Annotated in this window: 19 protein-coding genes; all 19 read right to left on the bottom strand. The window is 49.1% G+C overall.

The genetic code is table 11. The features are described from left to right. Window positions 1-474: 474 nt before the first annotated feature. The 19 genes from N774_RS0113050 to N774_RS0112960 all read right to left on the bottom strand — a co-directional run bounded on the left by N774_RS0113050 (window position 475) and on the right by N774_RS0112960 (window position 17,975). Window positions 475-1,419, bottom strand: coding sequence for a transketolase family protein (locus N774_RS0113050; protein ID WP_024861666.1), 945 nt, complete (start codon window positions 1,417-1,419; stop codon window positions 475-477). A gap of 5 nt (window positions 1,420-1,424) precedes the next feature. After that, window positions 1,425-2,264: a transketolase gene (locus N774_RS0113045; protein ID WP_024861665.1), complete on the bottom strand. Its 840-nt coding sequence runs from the start codon at window positions 2,262-2,264 to the stop codon at window positions 1,425-1,427. A 208-nt stretch (window positions 2,265-2,472) separates the two neighbouring features. Then, window positions 2,473-2,796: a hypothetical protein gene (locus N774_RS0113040; protein WP_024861664.1), complete on the bottom strand. Its 324-nt coding sequence runs from the start codon at window positions 2,794-2,796 to the stop codon at window positions 2,473-2,475. Between the two features lie 7 nt (window positions 2,797-2,803). Beyond that, entirely contained in the window at window positions 2,804-3,622 is an 819-nt protein-coding gene (locus tag N774_RS0113035; protein ID WP_024861663.1) for a Cof-type HAD-IIB family hydrolase, read from the bottom strand. Between the two features lie 11 nt (window positions 3,623-3,633). Further along, window positions 3,634-4,548 carry an RluA family pseudouridine synthase gene (locus N774_RS0113030; RefSeq protein WP_024861662.1) on the bottom strand — a complete coding sequence of 305 codons (915 nt, stop codon included), beginning with the start codon at window positions 4,546-4,548 and terminating at the stop codon, window positions 3,634-3,636. After that, window positions 4,541-5,059 (bottom strand): signal peptidase II, encoded by a 519-nt coding sequence (gene lspA, locus N774_RS0113025; protein WP_024861661.1) that lies wholly within the window; start codon window positions 5,057-5,059, stop codon window positions 4,541-4,543. The genes N774_RS0113030 and lspA overlap by 8 nt, the downstream gene beginning before the upstream one ends. 162 nt (window positions 5,060-5,221) lie before the next feature. Beyond that, entirely contained in the window at window positions 5,222-7,999 is a 2,778-nt protein-coding gene (ileS, locus tag N774_RS0113020) for an isoleucine--tRNA ligase (protein WP_024861660.1), read from the bottom strand. A gap of 62 nt (window positions 8,000-8,061) precedes the next feature. Then, window positions 8,062-8,631 (bottom strand): DivIVA domain-containing protein, encoded by a 570-nt coding sequence (locus tag N774_RS0113015; protein ID WP_024861659.1) that lies wholly within the window; start codon window positions 8,629-8,631, stop codon window positions 8,062-8,064. Window positions 8,632-8,642: 11 nt separating this feature from the next. After that, a complete protein-coding gene (locus N774_RS0113010) occupies window positions 8,643-9,401 on the bottom strand; it encodes an RNA-binding protein (RefSeq protein ID WP_024861658.1) in 759 nt (252 codons plus the stop codon). Further along, window positions 9,401-9,877 carry a cell division protein SepF gene (locus N774_RS0113005; protein ID WP_024861657.1) on the bottom strand — a complete coding sequence of 159 codons (477 nt, stop codon included), beginning with the start codon at window positions 9,875-9,877 and terminating at the stop codon, window positions 9,401-9,403. Before N774_RS0113005 ends, N774_RS0113010 begins: the two co-directional genes overlap by 1 nt. A gap of 95 nt (window positions 9,878-9,972) precedes the next feature. Further along, window positions 9,973-10,668 (bottom strand): YggS family pyridoxal phosphate-dependent enzyme, encoded by a 696-nt coding sequence (locus tag N774_RS0113000; RefSeq protein WP_024861656.1) that lies wholly within the window; start codon window positions 10,666-10,668, stop codon window positions 9,973-9,975. Continuing rightward, window positions 10,652-11,917, bottom strand: a complete 1,266-nt coding sequence (locus N774_RS0112995; protein WP_024861655.1) for an HlyD family efflux transporter periplasmic adaptor subunit — start codon at window positions 11,915-11,917, stop codon at window positions 10,652-10,654. The genes N774_RS0113000 and N774_RS0112995 overlap by 17 nt, the downstream gene beginning before the upstream one ends. An 11-nt stretch (window positions 11,918-11,928) precedes the next feature. Further along, window positions 11,929-12,168, bottom strand: a complete 240-nt coding sequence (hfq, locus tag N774_RS0112990; RefSeq protein ID WP_024861654.1) for an RNA chaperone Hfq — start codon at window positions 12,166-12,168, stop codon at window positions 11,929-11,931. Window positions 12,169-12,272: 104 nt separating this feature from the next. Further along, a complete protein-coding gene (miaA, locus tag N774_RS0112985; RefSeq protein WP_024861653.1) occupies window positions 12,273-13,220 on the bottom strand; it encodes a tRNA (adenosine(37)-N6)-dimethylallyltransferase MiaA in 948 nt (315 codons plus the stop codon). Continuing rightward, on the bottom strand, window positions 13,204-13,914 hold the full coding sequence (locus N774_RS0112980; protein WP_024861652.1) for a hypothetical protein: 711 nt from the start codon (window positions 13,912-13,914) through the stop codon (window positions 13,204-13,206). The genes miaA and N774_RS0112980 overlap by 17 nt, the downstream gene beginning before the upstream one ends. After that, a complete protein-coding gene (locus N774_RS0112975) occupies window positions 13,892-14,581 on the bottom strand; it encodes a hypothetical protein (RefSeq protein WP_024861651.1) in 690 nt (229 codons plus the stop codon). Before N774_RS0112975 ends, N774_RS0112980 begins: the two co-directional genes overlap by 23 nt. A 44-nt stretch (window positions 14,582-14,625) precedes the next feature. Next, window positions 14,626-15,303, bottom strand: coding sequence for a hypothetical protein (locus N774_RS0112970; protein ID WP_024861650.1), 678 nt, complete (start codon window positions 15,301-15,303; stop codon window positions 14,626-14,628). A gap of 9 nt (window positions 15,304-15,312) precedes the next feature. Beyond that, complete coding sequence (mutL, locus tag N774_RS0112965) at window positions 15,313-17,325, bottom strand: DNA mismatch repair endonuclease MutL (protein ID WP_024861649.1); 2,013 nt, start codon at window positions 17,323-17,325, stop codon at window positions 15,313-15,315. Between the two features lie 29 nt (window positions 17,326-17,354). Further along, window positions 17,355-17,975: a hypothetical protein gene (locus tag N774_RS0112960; protein WP_024861648.1), complete on the bottom strand. Its 621-nt coding sequence runs from the start codon at window positions 17,973-17,975 to the stop codon at window positions 17,355-17,357. Window positions 17,976-18,016 lie beyond the last annotated feature (41 nt).

Genomic DNA, 18,016 nt, shown 5'->3' with positions numbered 1-18,016 from the left:
ATTGCTATTCCTCGGCGGGACTTACTGAGCTTTCGCTCTGCCAGCTGTCTTTAGAATACGATACTGTTTTTCACAGCTTTATAATTATAGCAGATAATTTCCCGTTTGTCAAGCATTTTTTGAAAAAAGTTGTCAGTGAATAGTTTTTAGTGAGTAGTGAGTAGAAAGTAGAGAGTAGTGTAGAGGACGGCGCAGCTAACAGCTGCACGTACCCTCTGTCCTACGGACATCTCCCTGCACAGCAGGGAGTCACTCGACGTTCCATTGATTACATAACATGTTTGGCGGAACGGCAAGGGTGCCTCCTCACAGTGTGGGGAGATGTCGCAAAGTGACAAAGGGGCGCGGCGCCTGTTGGGCGCCGTTCCCTACGGTGTGTCATTTGAAATATTACGGGGATTGGCGGGCGGCGGAACGCCGCCCCTACAAATCAATTCCAAATTAGAAAGGGCGGATAATATCCGCCCCTACACATTACTTATTAAGTGCCTTCTTTACTGTCTTAACGATGTTCTCAGCTGAGAGACCGAACTCCTTGAGAAGGTCTACAGCAGGACCTGAGTGACCGAACTCGTCGTTCACGCCGATCTTGATAACGGGAACAGGACAGCACTCTGTAACAGCCTCTGCAACAGCAGAACCAAGTCCGCCGATAATGCTGTGCTCCTCAGCAGTAACGATAACGCCTGTCTCCTTTGCACACTTGCAGATGAGCTCCTTATCGAGAGGCTTGATAGTGTGGATATTTACCACTCTTGCGGAGATACCCTCAGCCTCGAGAGTCTTTGCAGCCTCTACTGCCTCGTTTACCATAAGACCTGTAGCAACGATAGTAACGTCCTTACCGTCCTTCATGACAACGCCCTTGCCAAGCTCGAACTTGTAGCTTGCTGCGTCGTTGATCACGGGTACTGCAAGTCTGCCGAAACGCATATAAACAGGACCGTTGAAGTCGAGAGCAGCCTTTACGGCAGCCTTTGCCTCAACATCGTCACAGGGATTGATGATAGTCATGCCGGGGATAGTTCTCATAAGAGCGATATCCTCGTTGCACTGATGTGTAGCGCCGTCCTCACCAACGGAGATACCTGCGTGTGTAGCGCCGATCTTTACGTTGAGGTGTGGGTAGCCGATAGAGTTTCTTACTATTTCAAAAGCTCTGCCTGCTGCGAACATTGCGAATGTGCTTGCGAAAGGTATCTTGCCGCATGCTGCAAGACCGGCTGCAACGCCCATCATGTTAGCCTCAGCGATACCGCAGTCAAAGAAACGGTCGGGGTAAGCCTTCTTGAAAATGCCTGTCTTTGTTGCAGCAGCAAGGTCTGCATCGAGAACTACTAAATCCTTATATTCCTCGGCATACTCCTTGAGAGCCTCACCGTAGCTTTCTCTGGTAGCCTTTTTGATTACATCTGCCATGATAATTAGTCCTCCAATTCCTTTAACTGCGCGTTGAGCTCTGACATAGCCTGATCGTACTGTTCCTTGTTTGGAGCTGTACCGTGCCAGCCTACCTGATTTTCCATGAATGAAACGCCCTTGCCCTTTGTGGACTTCTGGATAATAGCCACAGGCTTGTCCTTTACGGAATCAGCCTCTGTGAAGGCTCTGTCGATGTCGTCGAAGTCGTGAGCGTCCATAGTGATAACGTGCCAGCCGAATGCTGCGAACTTGTCTGTGATAGGCTCTGGTGAGCATACCTCGCTGATAGGACCGTCTATCTGGAGGCCGTTGTTATCTACGATAGCAACGAGATTTGTCAGCTTCTTGTGAGCTGCGAACATAGCAGCCTCCCATACCTGACCCTCTTCGATCTCGCCGTCGCCGAGGACAGTGTATACCTTGTATGACTTGCCGTCGAGCTTTCCTGCAAGAGCCATGCCGCATGCTGCGGAGATGCCCTGTCCGAGTGAACCGCTGGACATATCAACGCCGGGGATATGGATACATGGGTGTCCCTGTAAGAGAGCGCCGATGTGACGAAGAGACTTGAGCTCCTCTACCGAGAAGTAGCCCTTCTGAGCCAGTACCGAGTAAAGAGCAGGAGCTGTATGTCCCTTTGAAAGAACGAATCTGTCTCTGTCGGGAGCGTCGGGATTCTTAGGATCGTTGTTCATCTTGTTGAAGTAGAGGTAAGTGAGTGTATCGCTTATCGAGAGGGATCCGCCGGGGTGGCCGGACTTGGCATTGTAAGTGCCTTCGATAACGCCCATTCTTACCTTGCAGGCTGTTTTCTGCAATTCTTTTTTAAGCTTTGCGTCCATAGTGACCTCCAAAAATTTAACGGCATAAGCCGCTTTTTACATGATTATTATTTTTTGACAGCAGTGGGCGGGTGACTCGGTCGCCCCCTAATAATAAATTATTCAGACAGCCGCCCGCCCCTGCAACATTAGCTACACACTTATTATACCGCAAAAAATGGCTGAATGCAACACATTTTTTGCGATAAATGTAAAATTATTATGTCCATCATCTGAAAGCTATCATTATAAGTACGATGATATAAAAAATTGAGAACCCTGTGCATGCTACCGCAGGAAGCGATATAAGCATCTTATTCTGTCTTTCGTGGAGAGTCCCCCTTAGTCTCAGTGCCTTCATCAGGCAAAATGACGCTATCCACATGGGTATTGCGAATACTGCAAGTGCCAGTGTGACAACATCGCTGAGAGTAAAGCTTGCAGCGGAGTCTGAGCTTCCGCCGCTGACGCTGCTGTATATGAGCAGCCCCAGAAGTCCCAGTACTATGAGTACTGCGACTATGTATACCGTTATTGCCGCCTTCTTTTTCATTGTTCTACTATTTGCACCTTTCGATTATGTAGTCTATAAGCTCTGCTACAGCGCCCTCGTCGTTGGTGCGTGAGAGTACAAGATCCGCCTTTGCTTTTACTGAATCCTCCGCGTTGGCGGGACAAGCTCCCACATCGGCTTCGACTATCATCTCTATATCGTTGTCGAAGTCGCCTATGGACACGAAGGTACAGCCCTCCATGCCGCCGAGCCTGCGATACTGTGCAAGAGCCGAGCCCTTGCTTACTCCCTTGGGGAGCATTTCAAGGAATATCTCCGAGGACTTTACGAAATCCACGCCCTCAAAGCGCAGCTTTTTCACAAGGAGCTCCATATAGTCTACGTCCTCGGGTGACAGTGAAAACAGGACTTTAAGCCAGCCGCCGTCCTCAATGTCGCTGAGCTCCGCGTAATTTGGCACTATACCGCACAGCTTCGTATGGAGCTGCTGGTAGTCTGTATTGCTGAAAACGTAAGTGCCCTCTGTTTTCAGCACCTCTCCACCTGCCTGCGGCATGAGCTCTAAAAGCTCCGCCGTGTAAGCCTTTGCTTCAAGTGGAAGCGGGTGGGTGTAGAGCGTTTTACCAAGCTCATAGTCGTGGATAGCCGCTCCGTTGTACATGATTATGGGGTATTTCATTCCCAGCACCGTGCGGAACTGGTCAAAGGACTGGATAGTACGTCCCGTTGCAACGGTAAAGCGTCCGCCCATAGCCGTGAACCGTTCAATGGCAGCTCTGTCCGTGTCGGTTATCTCCTTTTTGGTGTTGAGAAGAGTGCCGTCCATGTCGCTGAGCAGGACAACTTTCGATATATCTTCAAACAAGGATATGCCTCCTACATCTTTTCAAGCTTTGCAAGTATGGATACAAAGTAGTCGGGCAGGTCGCTTACGAACTCCATATACTCCCCTGTTGCGGGATGTATAAAGCCTATTTTTCGAGCGTGGAGGCACTGTCCCTCTATGCCCTTGTATGGCTTTCCGTAAACATCGTCCCCGAGGACGGGGTGCCCGATATAGCTGAGGTGAACACGTATCTGGTGAGTGCGTCCCGTTTCAAGGCGAAGTCTCACATGGGCGTAGCCGCCATACTGCTTTATGACGCTGTAATGAGTAACAGCATTTCGGGAGTTCTCAGTGGTCACGCACATTTTCTTGCGGTCGGTCTTATGCCGTCCGATAGGAGCGTCCACAGTGCCCTCGGTATCCTTGAAATAGCCGCAGGCTACTGCTTCGTACTCACGGGTGAAGCTGTGCTCCTTTATCTGCTCCGCAAGCTTTAAATGAGAAGCGTCGTTCTTTGCAACTATGAGAAGTCCGCTGGTATTCTTGTCGATACGGTGTACTATTCCCGGACGGATAACGCCGTTAATGCCCGAAAGACTGTCTCCGCAGTGATGCAGGAGCGCGTTTACAAGGGTACCCGTATAATTCCCATGAGCAGGGTGTACGACCATGCCCTTGGGCTTGTTGACTACCAGCAGGTCGTCGTCCTCATAGACGATATCCAGCGGTATAGCCTCGGGTACAGCGTCCATTGGCTCGGGCTCGGGTATCTCTACAGATATCTCCTCGCCGCCTCTGAGCTTGTAGTTCTTGCTTACAGCCTTTCCTTCCGCAAGGACAAGTCCCTTTTCTATAAGCCCCTGTACCGCAGAGCGTGTCAGCTCAGCAATATTGTCCGAAATATACTTATCGATACGGCTCCCCTTGTCATCGGCAGAAGCTGTCAGGATAACCTGCTCATTCATTTTCGTCCGCCTTTTCCTGCTCTGCTTTTTCCGCTTTTTTAGCCTTTTCGATCTTGGGTTCGATGAAAAGTGCATACCATATGAGCATAATGAAAGCAAAGGTCACGCAGATATCAGCCACGTTGAAAATAGCAAATCTGAAAGGCTTGAACTCAAACATATCCACCACATAGGCAAAACGGAAACGGTCTATAAGGTTGCCGATACCGCCTGCAATGAACAGTGTTATTGCAGTAGCAAGGAACTTGGAACGGCGATATGCCTTAAAAAGGAAGACTATGCCGCCCAGCACCACAAGGCTTGTGAAGCCTATGAGGAACCAGCGCTGTCCCGACATACTGCCGAAGATAGCACCGTCATTTTCAAGATAGGTCAGGTCGAATATCTTGAAGCCGCCGATATGGATAAAGTCCATAGTGCCCACGGGTTTGAGCTCATGTATCGCCCAGTATTTCACGAGCTGGTCAGCTCCTACAAAAACAGCCGCCAGCAAAGCAAGTATTATCAACAAGTGTGTATCCTTTCAATAAGACTGCCTGCCGACCCAAAAAGCCGACAGGCAATATCAATATAGTACAGATTACAGCAAACGACAAAAACTTTTGGCATTTGCTATTTGCCGATCAGCACGGAGCAAACTTTAGTTTGCGTATGTGCGAGGCACTTTAAATCATTAAGCTTCAACAGCGATGGCGCATCTCTCACAGAGTGTGGGGTGATCGTGGTTTGTGCCCACGTATTTGCTGAAGCACCAGCAGCGCTCGCACTTTTCACCCTCTGCCTTAGCTACCTCGAATGTAGTCTCGGCACCGCTCTTTTCAACCTCAACGCCTGATACGATGAGGATATCCTTGAGCTGGTCTGCAAGGGAAACATATCTGTCATAGTCGGCGTCGCTGCTCTTGATGATGATCTTAGCCTCCAGCGACTTACCGATAGTCTTTTCGTTTCTTGCGTCCTCAAGAGCCTTGTTAGCTCCGAGACGTGTATTGTAGATGAAACCCCACTTGTCCTTGAAGTCTGCGGTGAACTCTATGCCGCTCTTCTCGGGCATCTGATTGAGGAATACGCTCTCTCTGTCGTCGCCTGCGGAGTGGGGCATGAACTGCCATATCTCCTCGGCTGTGAATGAAATGATAGGTGCGGCAAGTCTTGTCATCGCACTGATTATGCGGTACATTGCCGTCTGAGCTGCGCGGCGGAGAACTGAATCCTCCTTCTCGCAGTAAAGTCTGTCCTTGATTATGTCAAGATAGAAGTTGGACATATCTATTACACAGAAGTTGTGGAGTGCGTGCAGTGCGATATGGAAATCGAATGCGTCGTAGCCCTCCTTCATCTTTGCGATGAGGTCGTCAAGCTTCATAAGAGCCCACTTGTCAAGCTCTGTGAGCTGGTCGTCGGATACGCAGTCCTTATCGGGATCGAAGCCTGCGCCGTTGCCGAGATTACCCAGTATGAAACGAGCTGTGTTTCTTATCTTCTTGTAAGCATCTGAAAGCTGTCCGAGGATTGGCTTTGAGATACGGATATCGCTGTGATAGTCAGAAGAAGCTGCCCAAAGACGTAGAATATCGGCACCGTACTGCTCTGTTATCTCGCTTGGGTCGATACCGTTGCCGAGAGACTTGTGCATTGCCTTGCCCTCGCCGTCAACTACCCAGCCGTGTGTGCAGACTGCCTTGTAAGGAGACTGTCCCTTGTATACAACGGAAGTAAGGAGTGATGACTGGAACCAGCCTCTGTACTGGTCAGCGCCCTCAAGATAGAGGTCGGCAGGCCATGTAAGGCTCGGGAAGTCCTTGCCCTCCATTACAGATGTGTGTGATACACCGCTGTCGAACCATACGTCCATGATGTCATATTCCTTGGTGAATTCGCCGCAGCCGCATTCGCACTTGACGCTTGCGGGAATGAACTCGCTTGTATCCTTAGTCCACCATGAATCGCTGCCCTCCTTGCGGAAGAGCTCGGAGATAGCCTTGATAGTCTCGTCATTGCATATTGGCTTGCCGCATTCCTTACAGTAAACAACAGGTATGGGAACGCCCCATGTTCTCTGACGGGAGATACACCAGTCGCTTCTGTCGCGGACCATGCCCTTGATGCGGTCCTCGCCCCACTCAGGTATCCACTGTACAGACTCGATAGCCTTGATAGCCTCGTCCTTGAAGCCGTTTACGGAGCAGAACCACTGCTCTGTAGCTCTGTATATGATAGGACTGTTACATCTCCAGCAGTGCGGGTACTGGTGGACGATCTTCTGTGTAGCCAGCATAGCGCCAAGCTCTGTGAGCTTTGCAGCGATAGCCTTGTTAGCCTCGTCAGTGTCCATGCCCTCGAACTCGCCAGCCTCAGCAGTCTGCTTGCCCTTTGAGTCAACACATACGATGATACCGATATCGTCGTAGTTCTTGCATACCTCAAAGTCCTCGACACCGTAGCCGGGAGCTGTATGTACGCAGCCTGTACCGCTTTCGAGAGTAACGTGGTCGCCTACGATGACAGGTGACAGACGGTCGTAAAGTGGGTGCTTTGTCTTCATGCCCTCAAGCTCAGCGCCTGTGAAGATATGCTCTGTGGTATACTCAGTGATACCCGCAGTCTCCATAGTGGTCTTTACGAGCTCCTCAGCCATTACGTAATACTCGTCGCCTACGTGAACGAGAGTGTAGTTGTACTCGGGACCAAGGCATATAGCAAGGTTGCCCGGGATAGTCCATGTAGTAGTTGTCCAGATAACGAAATATATCTTTGAAAGGTCAAGTCCCAGTCCCTTGAAGATACCCTTATCATCAGTAACGTTGAACTTGACATAAATAGAATAGCATGGATCGTTGGAATACTCTATCTCAGCCTCTGCAAGAGCTGTATTACAGTCAGGGCACCAGTAAACAGGCTTTAAGCCCTTGTACATATAGCCCTTCTTTACCATTGAGCCGAATACCTCGACCTGCTTTGCCTCGTACTCGGGGCGAAGCGTGAGGTAAGGATAGTCATAGTCGCCCAGTGAGCCCAGTCTCTTGAAGCCCTTCATCTGGTTTGCGACCTGTGTCATAGCGTATTCACGGCAGTGCTTTCTCAGATCTACCGCAGGGATAGCGCCGTTCTCAACACCGATAGCCTTCATGGCTTTCAGCTCGATAGGAAGTCCGTGAGTGTCCCAGCCGGGAACGTAAGGAGCACAGAATCCGTTCATATTCTTGTACTTAACAATGAAATCCTTCAGGGACTTGTTAAGAGCATGACCAAGGTGGATCTCGCCGTTTGCATAGGGAGGTCCGTCATGGAGAATATAAGAGGGCTTGCCCTTGTTCTTCTCTACCATCTTGTAGTAGAGTCTTTCATCTTCCCATTTCTTGAGAGTTTCAGGCTCTCTCTTAGGCAGATTTCCGCGCATGGGAAATTCTGTCTGCGGTAAATTAAGAGTACTGTTATAATCCTGTGCCATACTATCCGATCCCCCTTTCAAAAGCTCAGAGGGATCCTCCTTTCGATCTTTTTAATTGTTGATTATTCCTCGACCTCTGCAGCTACAGCAGCAGCGATCTCCTCAGCTGTCTCAGCCTTCTCCTCTTCCTCGGCTTCCTCAGCCTCGTTATCGAATGTCTCAGGCATAGATGAGATGAGCTCAAGGTGGCTCTTATACATATCGAACAGGCTCTTCTTGAAGTCTGCTACCTGCTGCTGAGCCTCGATGAGAGCTTCCTTTTCCTTAGCGATCTCCTCGCGGTTCTTTTCCATAGCCTCAGCGTGCTGGCGTACAGCCTCGTCCTCGAGAGCAGCAGCCTTTTCCTTAGCCTCTGCGATTATCTGCTCAGCCTTTTCGTTAGCGTCGTTGAGCACCTGATGTCCCTGCTTCTGCGCGCCGAGAAGAGCGTCCTTGAGAGCGTCCTCGTCTCTCATATACTCTCTTACCTTATCTGCGAGCACCTGGATCTTGCTGTTAGCCTCTGAGCGCTCACGCTCCATTTCGTCAAGCTCTGCCTCCAGCTGTGAGAGGAATTCGTCGATCTCCTCCTGCTTGTAGCCGAAAGCTGCCTTTTCAAATCTCTTATTTCTGACGTCCTTTGAAGTTATCATTTCATTCACCTCTAAATATATTTTTTTAGATCAATGTGTATGCGTCCCTTTTTAGTAGAGCCGTTTATTTCTGAAAGTACAAATCTTCCGATTCCCCTAATTGACAATATATCTCCGCCCCTGAGTTCGTAGGAGACAGATGAAACAGGCAGATGATTGACCTCTGCCTTATCTGAACGGATAAGCGCAGCCGCCTTTTCGCGGCTCAGATGAGCGGCAAGTCCCACAACGCAGTCCAGCCGCAGCGAAGCCACCGTACCGCTTATGGTTTGGAATTTCTGAGCGTTTTCCAGCTCAAAGGGCTTGTCGTCGGCGATCTTCACGCCCACTCTGCCGATCTTTGAGACCGCAGAGGTTATGCTCCTTGCAGCCACCTCAGTCACAAAAGCCTGAGTGATGCCCTCCGAGACAACTATATCTCCGCATATCTCGCGTTTTAGCTGCAAAGCCATGAAGCTGCCGAGGAAATCCCTGTGGGTGAGCTTGTCCTCTCTGCGATAGGTAAAGGTGAGACACACAAAGGGGTACTCCTCCTCCACATAGTCCTCGCAGTAATCGGGATAGACCGCAAGCATTTTCCGTCTTGCGTCCTCGTAGCCGCCCCAGAGCCTGTACCTCAGACCGCCTGAATTCCTTGCGCACCACGCCTCAGCCTCGGCGCACTGTCTTTCGTCGAAAAACGCCGAAAATACAGCAGCTCCGTCCCTTTCGCACTGAGACACCATGTCCGCAAGCCTTGCGGTAAAGAGCTTATCCGACGGCTCGTTCATCAGATGAATACGCCGTTGTTCTCCAGCTCGCCTACTAAGTCTTCACCGATGAAGCCTACATTATAAGGAGTAATGATGTAGGTAAGGTTAGCTACGGGCTTGAGGCTTCCGCCGTTTGCATAGGCAACGCCTACGAGGAAGTCGATTATTCTTCTCTTGTTCTCGGGAGAAGCTGTCTCGAGATTGAGAACTACTGTTTTCTTGGCAATGAGGTGGTCGGCGATCTGCTTAGCGTCTGTAAAAGCAGAAGGCTTTACCAGTACCACCTGAAGCTGTGCGGTTGTCTGTATATTAACGACTTTGTTTCTTCTGCCGCCGCCAAGACCGCTGGGAGCACCCTCGTTCACGGGAGCATCTTCCTGGTCTGAAGGCTGGAAACCGCCGCGCTCACGCTCGTGACGAACGGGAACATCAGCTTCAAAGTCATCATCATCTGCAGCAAAGAAAAAATCCTTAATACCGTCAAAAAGTTTCATCTTAATACTCCTTCTCCGCATTATTTGTTTTTTTATATCTCTTCACAGGATCAATGCGGAGTATCCCGTGTTGATTCTCAGCATTCCGCTGCGAGTTACTTTGAATAGTCTCTTGCGCCGAAAAGCCCTGTGCCGATACGCACCAGTGTTGAGCCGTACTTTATGGCTTCAGCGTAATCGTGGGTCATGCCCATTGAGAGCGTGTCCATTCCCTGATACTCTGAGGAGATCTTTTCATAGAGCTCCTTCATTCGTCCGAGGAATACATCGCTGTCAGATGGCGGCGGGATAGTCATAAGTCCTCTTATACGTATGCCTTCGAGCTCCGAGAGCCCGTCCATAAGCTCTTTAAGTCCGCTTGGAGCGACTCCGCTCTTGGAGTCCTCGCCGCCTATATTTACCTCGCAGAGGATATCCATTACCTTACCGTTCTTAACGGCGAGACGGCTTATCTCCTGACCCAGCTTCAGGCTGTCAACGGATTGTATCATGCTTACGGAATTTATGATATATTTGACCTTGTTGGTCTGTAAATGTCCAATAAACTGCACCTCGGCAGACTTGTCATAGAAGTCGGCCTTTGAAAGGTACTCCTGCACCCTGTTTTCACCGAGAAGGTCTATCCCCAGCTCCACTGCATGATTTATAGCCTCGGGAGCAACGGTCTTTGTGACCGCCATTATGCGGATATTATCGTCGGAGCTTCGGAACCTGTCCTTTGCTTCGGCGCACCTCTCTCTTATTATGCGCAGGTTCTCGTCGATATAAGCGAGATCATTCTTCTTCGTCATCCTTATCGACTCCCTCTAACATAATATCATCGTAAAGCGCAAGGTACTCGCTTTCGGGATGTACTGCCGAGAGAACGTAATCGCTTCCCTCAAACTTTACATCTATCTTTTTGAAGAGCACCTGTTCGCCCTTACGGATATATACACCCTTTCTGGTAGTCACCTTTTCGTGCTCCGTTCCGTTATCGTCGGTATACTTCTCCTTGATATCGGCAAAGCGGATAGCCTCACGGGGAACTTTAAGCCCCTCGACCTCGTCCTTTATGAGCTCAACTATCTCGGCTCTGTGCTGAACAAGCTCGTAATTGAACTTGCTGCATGAGATGATGATAAGGCTCCTGTCGGACTTTTCGTCACGTATATCGTAAATAACAGCAGGGTAGCTCTCGGCAGAGGAATCAAATCTAAGCATTATCTCCTCACCGATCTCATACTCCTTTTTGGAGTTGTCAGCAACAACGGCAAGATACCAGCCGTAGCCGTCGATAAGCTTTCCGACGACATTTGGTGCTGTTGATTTCTTATCAGTGATCCCCTCGATCTCGTCGCAGGTGAGCTTTGCCAGTGATCTGCTGCTGAGCTCTTCCTCATAGCCGTCGATATAGCTTGCAAAATAAGCTGATCTCTGAGCTTTTATGGTCTCACCGGAAGCAAGCGTCTTTGCTTCGAGCTTGTCGATCTCTGATTTTATATCGGATATCTTCTGGCTGAAGCTCTGTACCTCTTCTGTCATTATCTGATAGGTACTGAGCTGCACAAGGAGATCGTCCTTTACTGTGTCAAGGCTTTCGTAATCCCCCATATCCCTGTAGTAGATAAGGCTCCTGTAGCTCTCGTCTATCTTCTCCGAGATGCTTGCAGGCTGAGCAGATTCCAGTGTACCCGGATTCTGGATTTTCTCCAGGATATTGAGTTCCTTCCGGAGCATAGCCTTCTGGCGCTTGATGCTGAGCTGTTCGTCTGAGGGATAGGCTTCTGCGATAACAGTACCGCTTCCCACCTTGCCTCCGTCCGAGACATTATAGCTGAGGACGCCGTTGCCGCTGTAGAGGATTATCTCTTCATCTCTGATGAAAACGCCCTTGTACTCCTTTGAGGACAGTGACGAAGCCATAAGAGCCGAGACGGTATTGCTCTCTCTGTTGCGGAAATTATAAACTATGCTGATAAAAACTATCAGAAGCAGCACAAGGACAACGTTTCTCAGAGCCTTGACCATGAAGCTGCCTTCCGACTTGGAAAATCTCATTCAGATCACCCTTAGTCGTTCTTTTCCGCAGCGTCGAGGATAGAAACTGCTCTTGCAGGGATAATAGTGGAAATAGCGTGCTTGTAGACCAGCTGCTGCTTACCGTCGCAGTCGAAGATAGCAACGTAGCTGTCAAAGCCTCTTACCATTCCCTTGAACTGGAAGCCGTTGGTCAGAATGATAGTAACCATGATCTTGTCTTTTCTGCACTGGTTAAGGAACACATCCTGCAAATTGATTGTTTTGTTCATACACATTCTCCTATCTGGTATATTTGTTTGTCTGCGTATTTTTGTGAGTAAAATATTTTGTCAAATAGAGCGCACAGAAATACACACAGTTCATTATAGCACATTTAAAAATAATTTGCTATAGTTTTTTTGCATTTTTCTAATATTTCATTATTTTTATTAAATCTGTCCAAAAAAAGCCATTCTATACGCCTGTTTTTCCGAAACCACGTCAGTTGCCGCTTGGCATAATGCCGCGTTTCCTGTTTAATTATGTCGATACAGCGGTCAAGCTCGGCTTCACCGTTGAAGTACGGGATAAGCTCCTTGTAGCCGATAGCGTTTGCGGCGGTCTTCATGCCGCTCTCCTGCCAGAGCTGACGTGCTTCTTCCACAAGCCCTGCCTTTACCATTTCGTCCACACGCAGGTCTATGCGGTCATAGAGGGTCTGCCTGTTCTCATAATTCAAGCCTAAAATAAGAGAGTTGTACGGGCTCTCCACCAGCTTGCTCTCACGTTTCAGGTCGCTGAACCTGCGTCCCGTAACGTGACAGACCTCCAGTGCGCGGACTACACGCACCAGATTATTGGGGTGTATGCCCTCTGCGGCTTCGGGGTCAAGCTCCGCAAGCCTTGCGTGGAGAGCTTCGTTGCCGTTTTCACGGGCAAAGTCGTAGAGCTCCTCACGGCAGGCTTCGTCGCTGCCGCCCTCTGAGAACTTCACATTCTCAAGGAGCGAGTCCACATAAAGCCCCGTACCGCCTACGATTATAGGCAGCTTCCCGCGGGAGAGCACCTCCCCTATCTTCTCGTTTGCCAGCTGAACATAGTCCGCGGCACTGAAGCTCACGTCCCTGTCAAGGATACCCATGAGGTGATGGGGGATACCCTGTTTTTCGGCTTCTGTGGGCTTTGCCGAGGCTATGTCCATGCCCTTGTATATCTGCATGGAATCGGCGGAGATGACCTCTCCGCCGTAAATCTTTGCAAGCTCAACGCCCAGCCATGTTTTGCCCGATGCGGTAGGTCCCACAACAGCAAGCACGAAGGGCTTGTTATTCTTTTCGTTCATTATCATCTTCTCCCGATCGTATGCGCTTTATCATTCTTTTCGTATTCGCTTTTTCTGTATATTTTATGATTCTTCTTAAAATTATTAAAATAATCAAAACGAGCAGAATAGTTATGATTATAACATCGGATATTCCCAAACGCAGCTCGGGAGCCTTGCTCACCGAGCTGCTAAGACTTTCGCCCTCAACATCAAAGCTGTAGACAGCATTTTTATGCGAGGCGTGTTTTACCTTCACAGCATCGGTAACTCCGAGAACATTACCGTCCTTGTCGCAGTATGCCACCTTAACTGTGCGATAACGATTATACAGCTTCTCCCTTATCAAGGAATAGAATATGTTTCCCTGTATGCTGTAATCAAACATCGCGCAGTTGTGACGCAGAAGCAGACTTGTATAACCGTCCTTGTCATATTTTGCAAGTCCGCAGTCTTTATCAACTCCGAGAGCTTCTCCATTCTCCTCGTTAAAATCGACTGCGTATTTATCGTGCCATTTATCCTTTATGAGTATGTCCGCAAAAGCCGTTCCCTCGGGAACTTTATCCTCATCAAATCGTATGAGCTGCCATGAATGGTCGATATCCCATGTGACCGCAAAGGCGTTTATACCGCCGAAAATGCACATAAACACCGCAAAACATACAGCAATAAGAGCTTTTGCCGTCCTTTTAATCCTGTTTTTCACTTTCATTATCAGCCTCTCCCGACTGTATTGGCATCCTCATTTTTGCGGACTGTCTTTCTGCAATTTTTTCTTTAATAATTATTACAGCCGCGCACACTGCGAAGAGTACCACTGCCCAAAGAACAAGTGCAAGCAGATAATACTTCGGGGCCTTAAAAAATCTGCATCTGAGGTCATCACCGTCTGCTTTTATTTCGTATGTAAAATCATTCAGCGGCGTTTTTTTCACCTCGGTCTCCTTGGTGATACCGAGAATATTGCCGTCCTTATCGCAGTATGCTAACTTAATATAGCTAAATCGGCTGAGCGTATGGCTTCCTCCGCCCACTTCCATATACTTGTTTTCCGAATCGGGTGACAGGTCGCGCATTTCAAGGTCAACACCTCTATGCTTCAGGAACAGACTTGTATAGCCGTCCGCGTTATATTCTGCGATCTCACAGCTGCGGTCAACTTTGAGGACGTATCCATTAGATACATTAAAATCCATCTCTGTATCTTCCGCTTTTCCTTTTACGAGTATATCCGCAAAGGCAGTACCCTCGGGCACTTCTCCGAAGTAAATATTCATATGGCCAAAATCAACGTGCCCTGACAATGCCAGACATACAAAGGTATAAATAAGTACTGCAAAATATACTGCGATGAATAATACTTTTACTGCTCGTTTCATAGCCTCTCCTTACGTTCTCTCGAATCAGTATACATAACACAGGACTACTGTTCGCATTCTGCCTTTTTCGCTTTGGATCTCTTTATTAATATTCTCACCAATACAAAACCCAAAATCAACAGTGCTATGGGCACACAGATAATAAGAATATCAGACCACGGCTGATACTGGTTCACCCCTCCGAATTTGAATGACAGTCTTTCTCCGTCTCCGCTGAACCAATACATAACAGGATATGTAAAACTATTATATGGCACTTTTATTTCATCGGTAACTTTGATAACATTGCCGTCCCTGTCACAGTAAGCGAGCCTGACATATCGGTGCTGATTGAAAATGTCACGTGTTTTCATTTTCATATGATCGTATGATGCCTCATCGGAATATGTATCATAGAACACAACAAAATTATGCCTGAGAGTCATACTTGTATAGCCGTCTTCATTATACTTTGCAAGTCCGCATCCCCTTTTCAAGCTGACACGGTCTTCGCCAAGTCCAAGCATATATTTTTCGTATTCCTCATTGTAATCCACAGCGGTACTGTCATTTCCATTATCCTTTAAGAGAAGATCAACATACGCAGTGCCCTCGGGAGCGTTCTGAAACTTGACTCCCATCCAAGTTTCGTCGTGATCCCACGCAAAGGCAGTCATACAGCCGTAGATACACATAAAAGCTGCAAAAAACAGCGCAATAAAAGTTTTAACTGCTCGTTTCATAATTTCTCCTTACGTTCTTCCGAACTGATGCGAGATATTACTCTTGGTCATGGTGAACATAACAGGTCTGCCGTGGGGACAATGGCGTATCCTCTCGTCAAAGTAGACCTGCTCCGCAAGGGACTGGAGCTCCGCGATATCGTTCTTGTCATTGCCCTTTATTGCCGATTTGCAGGCAACTGTGTGGAGCATATCGTCCAGCACATGAGACTGTGGGTCATGATTGTACATACGGAGATTGTTTGCTATCTCGGAGATAATATCCTCCATATCAAGCTCCATTATGAATGTGGGAACAGCCGTCGCCACTGCGCAGGGCTTCTCGGAGAAGTCAAATGTAAAGCCCAAGTCCGCAAGGAGCTCCTGATTTGTTTCAAGAGCGCTGAACTCGTCCCCTGTGAGGAGCACTTTCACTCCTGTGAGGAGCTGCTGGCTGTACTGCTTGCAGTTGCGGCTTTTAAGGCGCTCGAAGATTATGCGCTCATGAGCGGCATGCTTGTCTATCATTATCATGGTGTCGTCGCCAACCTCGGCAACGATATAAAGCCCGAAAGCTTCGCCGATAACGCGTATCTTGGGCTTTTCAGTCCATACGGACTCCTTTGGAGCTTCGGGCTCCGCAGGCTTCTGCACGGGGGCTGCCGCAAAGGACTGCTGTGTGATAAAGCTGAATCCCTCCACAGCCTTTGGGGGCTCGGGCTCTTTCTCAGGCTCGGGCGCTTGTACGGGCTCGGGAGCAGCAGCTGCTGCGGGAGCTGTCTCCGCAGGACGCTCATATACGGGAGCCGCAGTCTGTACAGGATCAGGTCTGTCATAGGCAGGGCTTGGAGTTATATCCGCAGTAACAGGCGGTTCCTCCTCCGCAGGCTTTGGCGCTTCATACACAGGTGCAGGAGCTTCTGCTATCTTCTGCTCGGTCTCCTCTATCTTTTCAACGGGAGTAAAAATGAACTCCTGCTGCTTCATCTCCTCCTGCTGAGGAGCAGCCTTTGTCCAGTCTGCGTGGGGCTTCAGCTCGAATTCGTATATAAGACCGTCCTTCATCATGGCGTTCTTCACAGCGAAGTACACCGCGTCGGACACGGATTTCTCGTTGGTGAAGCGCACCTCTGCCTTTGTGGGGTGGATATTGACGTCCATAGTGCTTGGGGGCAGGTCTATGAGCAGCACGCAGGCAGGGAACTTTCCCGTCATTATCATATTTGTGTAGGCGTTTTCCAGAGCCGCTGAGCAGAGCCTTGAACGGACGTATCTGCCGTTTACGAAGAAGTTCTGGAAAGCGCGGTTGTTCTTGGAATAGAGTGGCTTGATGACAAATCCCCCAACGTGTACGCCCTCGTAGTCGTAGTCAACGGGCATGAGGTCACGGGCGAAGTCCCGTCCGTAGACCGCATATATGGCTGAGAACAGCTCTCCGTCGCCGCTGGAGTTGAACTCAGTGCGGTTGTCGCGGATAAATCTGAAAGCGATATCGGGGTGAGACATGGCTATCTTCTGGAGTATAGTACTCACCGCATTGCCCTCGGTAACGTCCTTTTTCATGAACTTGCGGCGTGCAGGCACGTTGTAGAACAGGTCGCGGATAATAACTGTGGTACCGTCGGGACAGCCGCTCTCCTCATGGGACTTCTCCACGCTGCCCTCTATAGCATAGAGAGTACCGTAGAGCCCTTCCTTCTGCTTGGTCATTATCTCCACACGGGCAACTGCCGCAACGGAAGCCAGAGCTTCACCGCGAAAGCCCAGAGTGAGGATATTGTCAAGGTCCTCCTTGGCGCTTATCTTGCTTGTGGCATGACGAAGAAAGGCTTTGGGTACGTCTTCAAATGACATTCCGCAGCCGTCGTCGGTAACGCGCATATATGTAGTTCCGCCGTTTTTTATCTCCACGGTTATGTGAGAAGCGCCCGAGTCAATGGAGTTCTCCACCAGCTCCTTGATAACTGATGAGGGGCGCTCGATGACCTCGCCTGCGGCGATAAGCTCTGATATTTCCTTGCTGAGGACATTAATGGGGGGCATGATTTACTTCCTTTCTTATCTCGCGCAGCTCAGACCAGCTTTATATCCTTTGGTATGAGGATAACTCCGCCGTATTCGATATGCTCGGCAGTATAATTTGCTGTGTCCATGCGTCCGAACTGCTTTTCGGATACTATGGCAAATGGACAGGCAGCAGGAGCTGCGCCCTCCTTTATATCCATTTCGTTTACTATGCCCTCGCTGAGCTCCAGCTGTGTCTGGATAGTTCTTGTCTTGGGCAGTATCCACAGCTTTGAAGCCATAGCCTTTATCTTGTCAACGGCTTCCTTTTTGTAGGTCTTGGCGTCGATAACAACTTCCTCCTCGGGTATGAGGATAGAAAATATGTACTCACCGCGGACAGGCTCTTCGTTCATTATGAAGCCGCGGACCTCTGAAAAGCCGCCGTAGCTGAGATCCATCTGCTTGTAGTCGTTCTCGCAGTTCTCATCATAGCCGAGAACGAAGTCCTCTTCAAGCTTTTTCTGGTTCCAGTCAGCTATCTCATCAAGAGACATACCCTCGGCATGCCAAGCGCCGCCCTTGAATTCGAGCCCTGCGTGCTTGATATAAGCGTTGAGCTCCTTCATATTGTCAAAATCCAGCTCTGCACGGCTGAATTCCATTATCATCGAAAAATATGCAGGCATAATTGTCACCTCAGATTTAATTCATAATTCATAACGCATAA

Origin of the sequence: Ruminococcus flavefaciens AE3010 (genome assembly GCF_000526795.1) — a bacterium.
GTDB classification, from domain to species: Bacteria; Bacillota; Clostridia; order Oscillospirales; family Ruminococcaceae; genus Ruminococcus; species Ruminococcus flavefaciens_D.
This window is presented reverse-complemented; position numbering and strand designations above follow the sequence as displayed.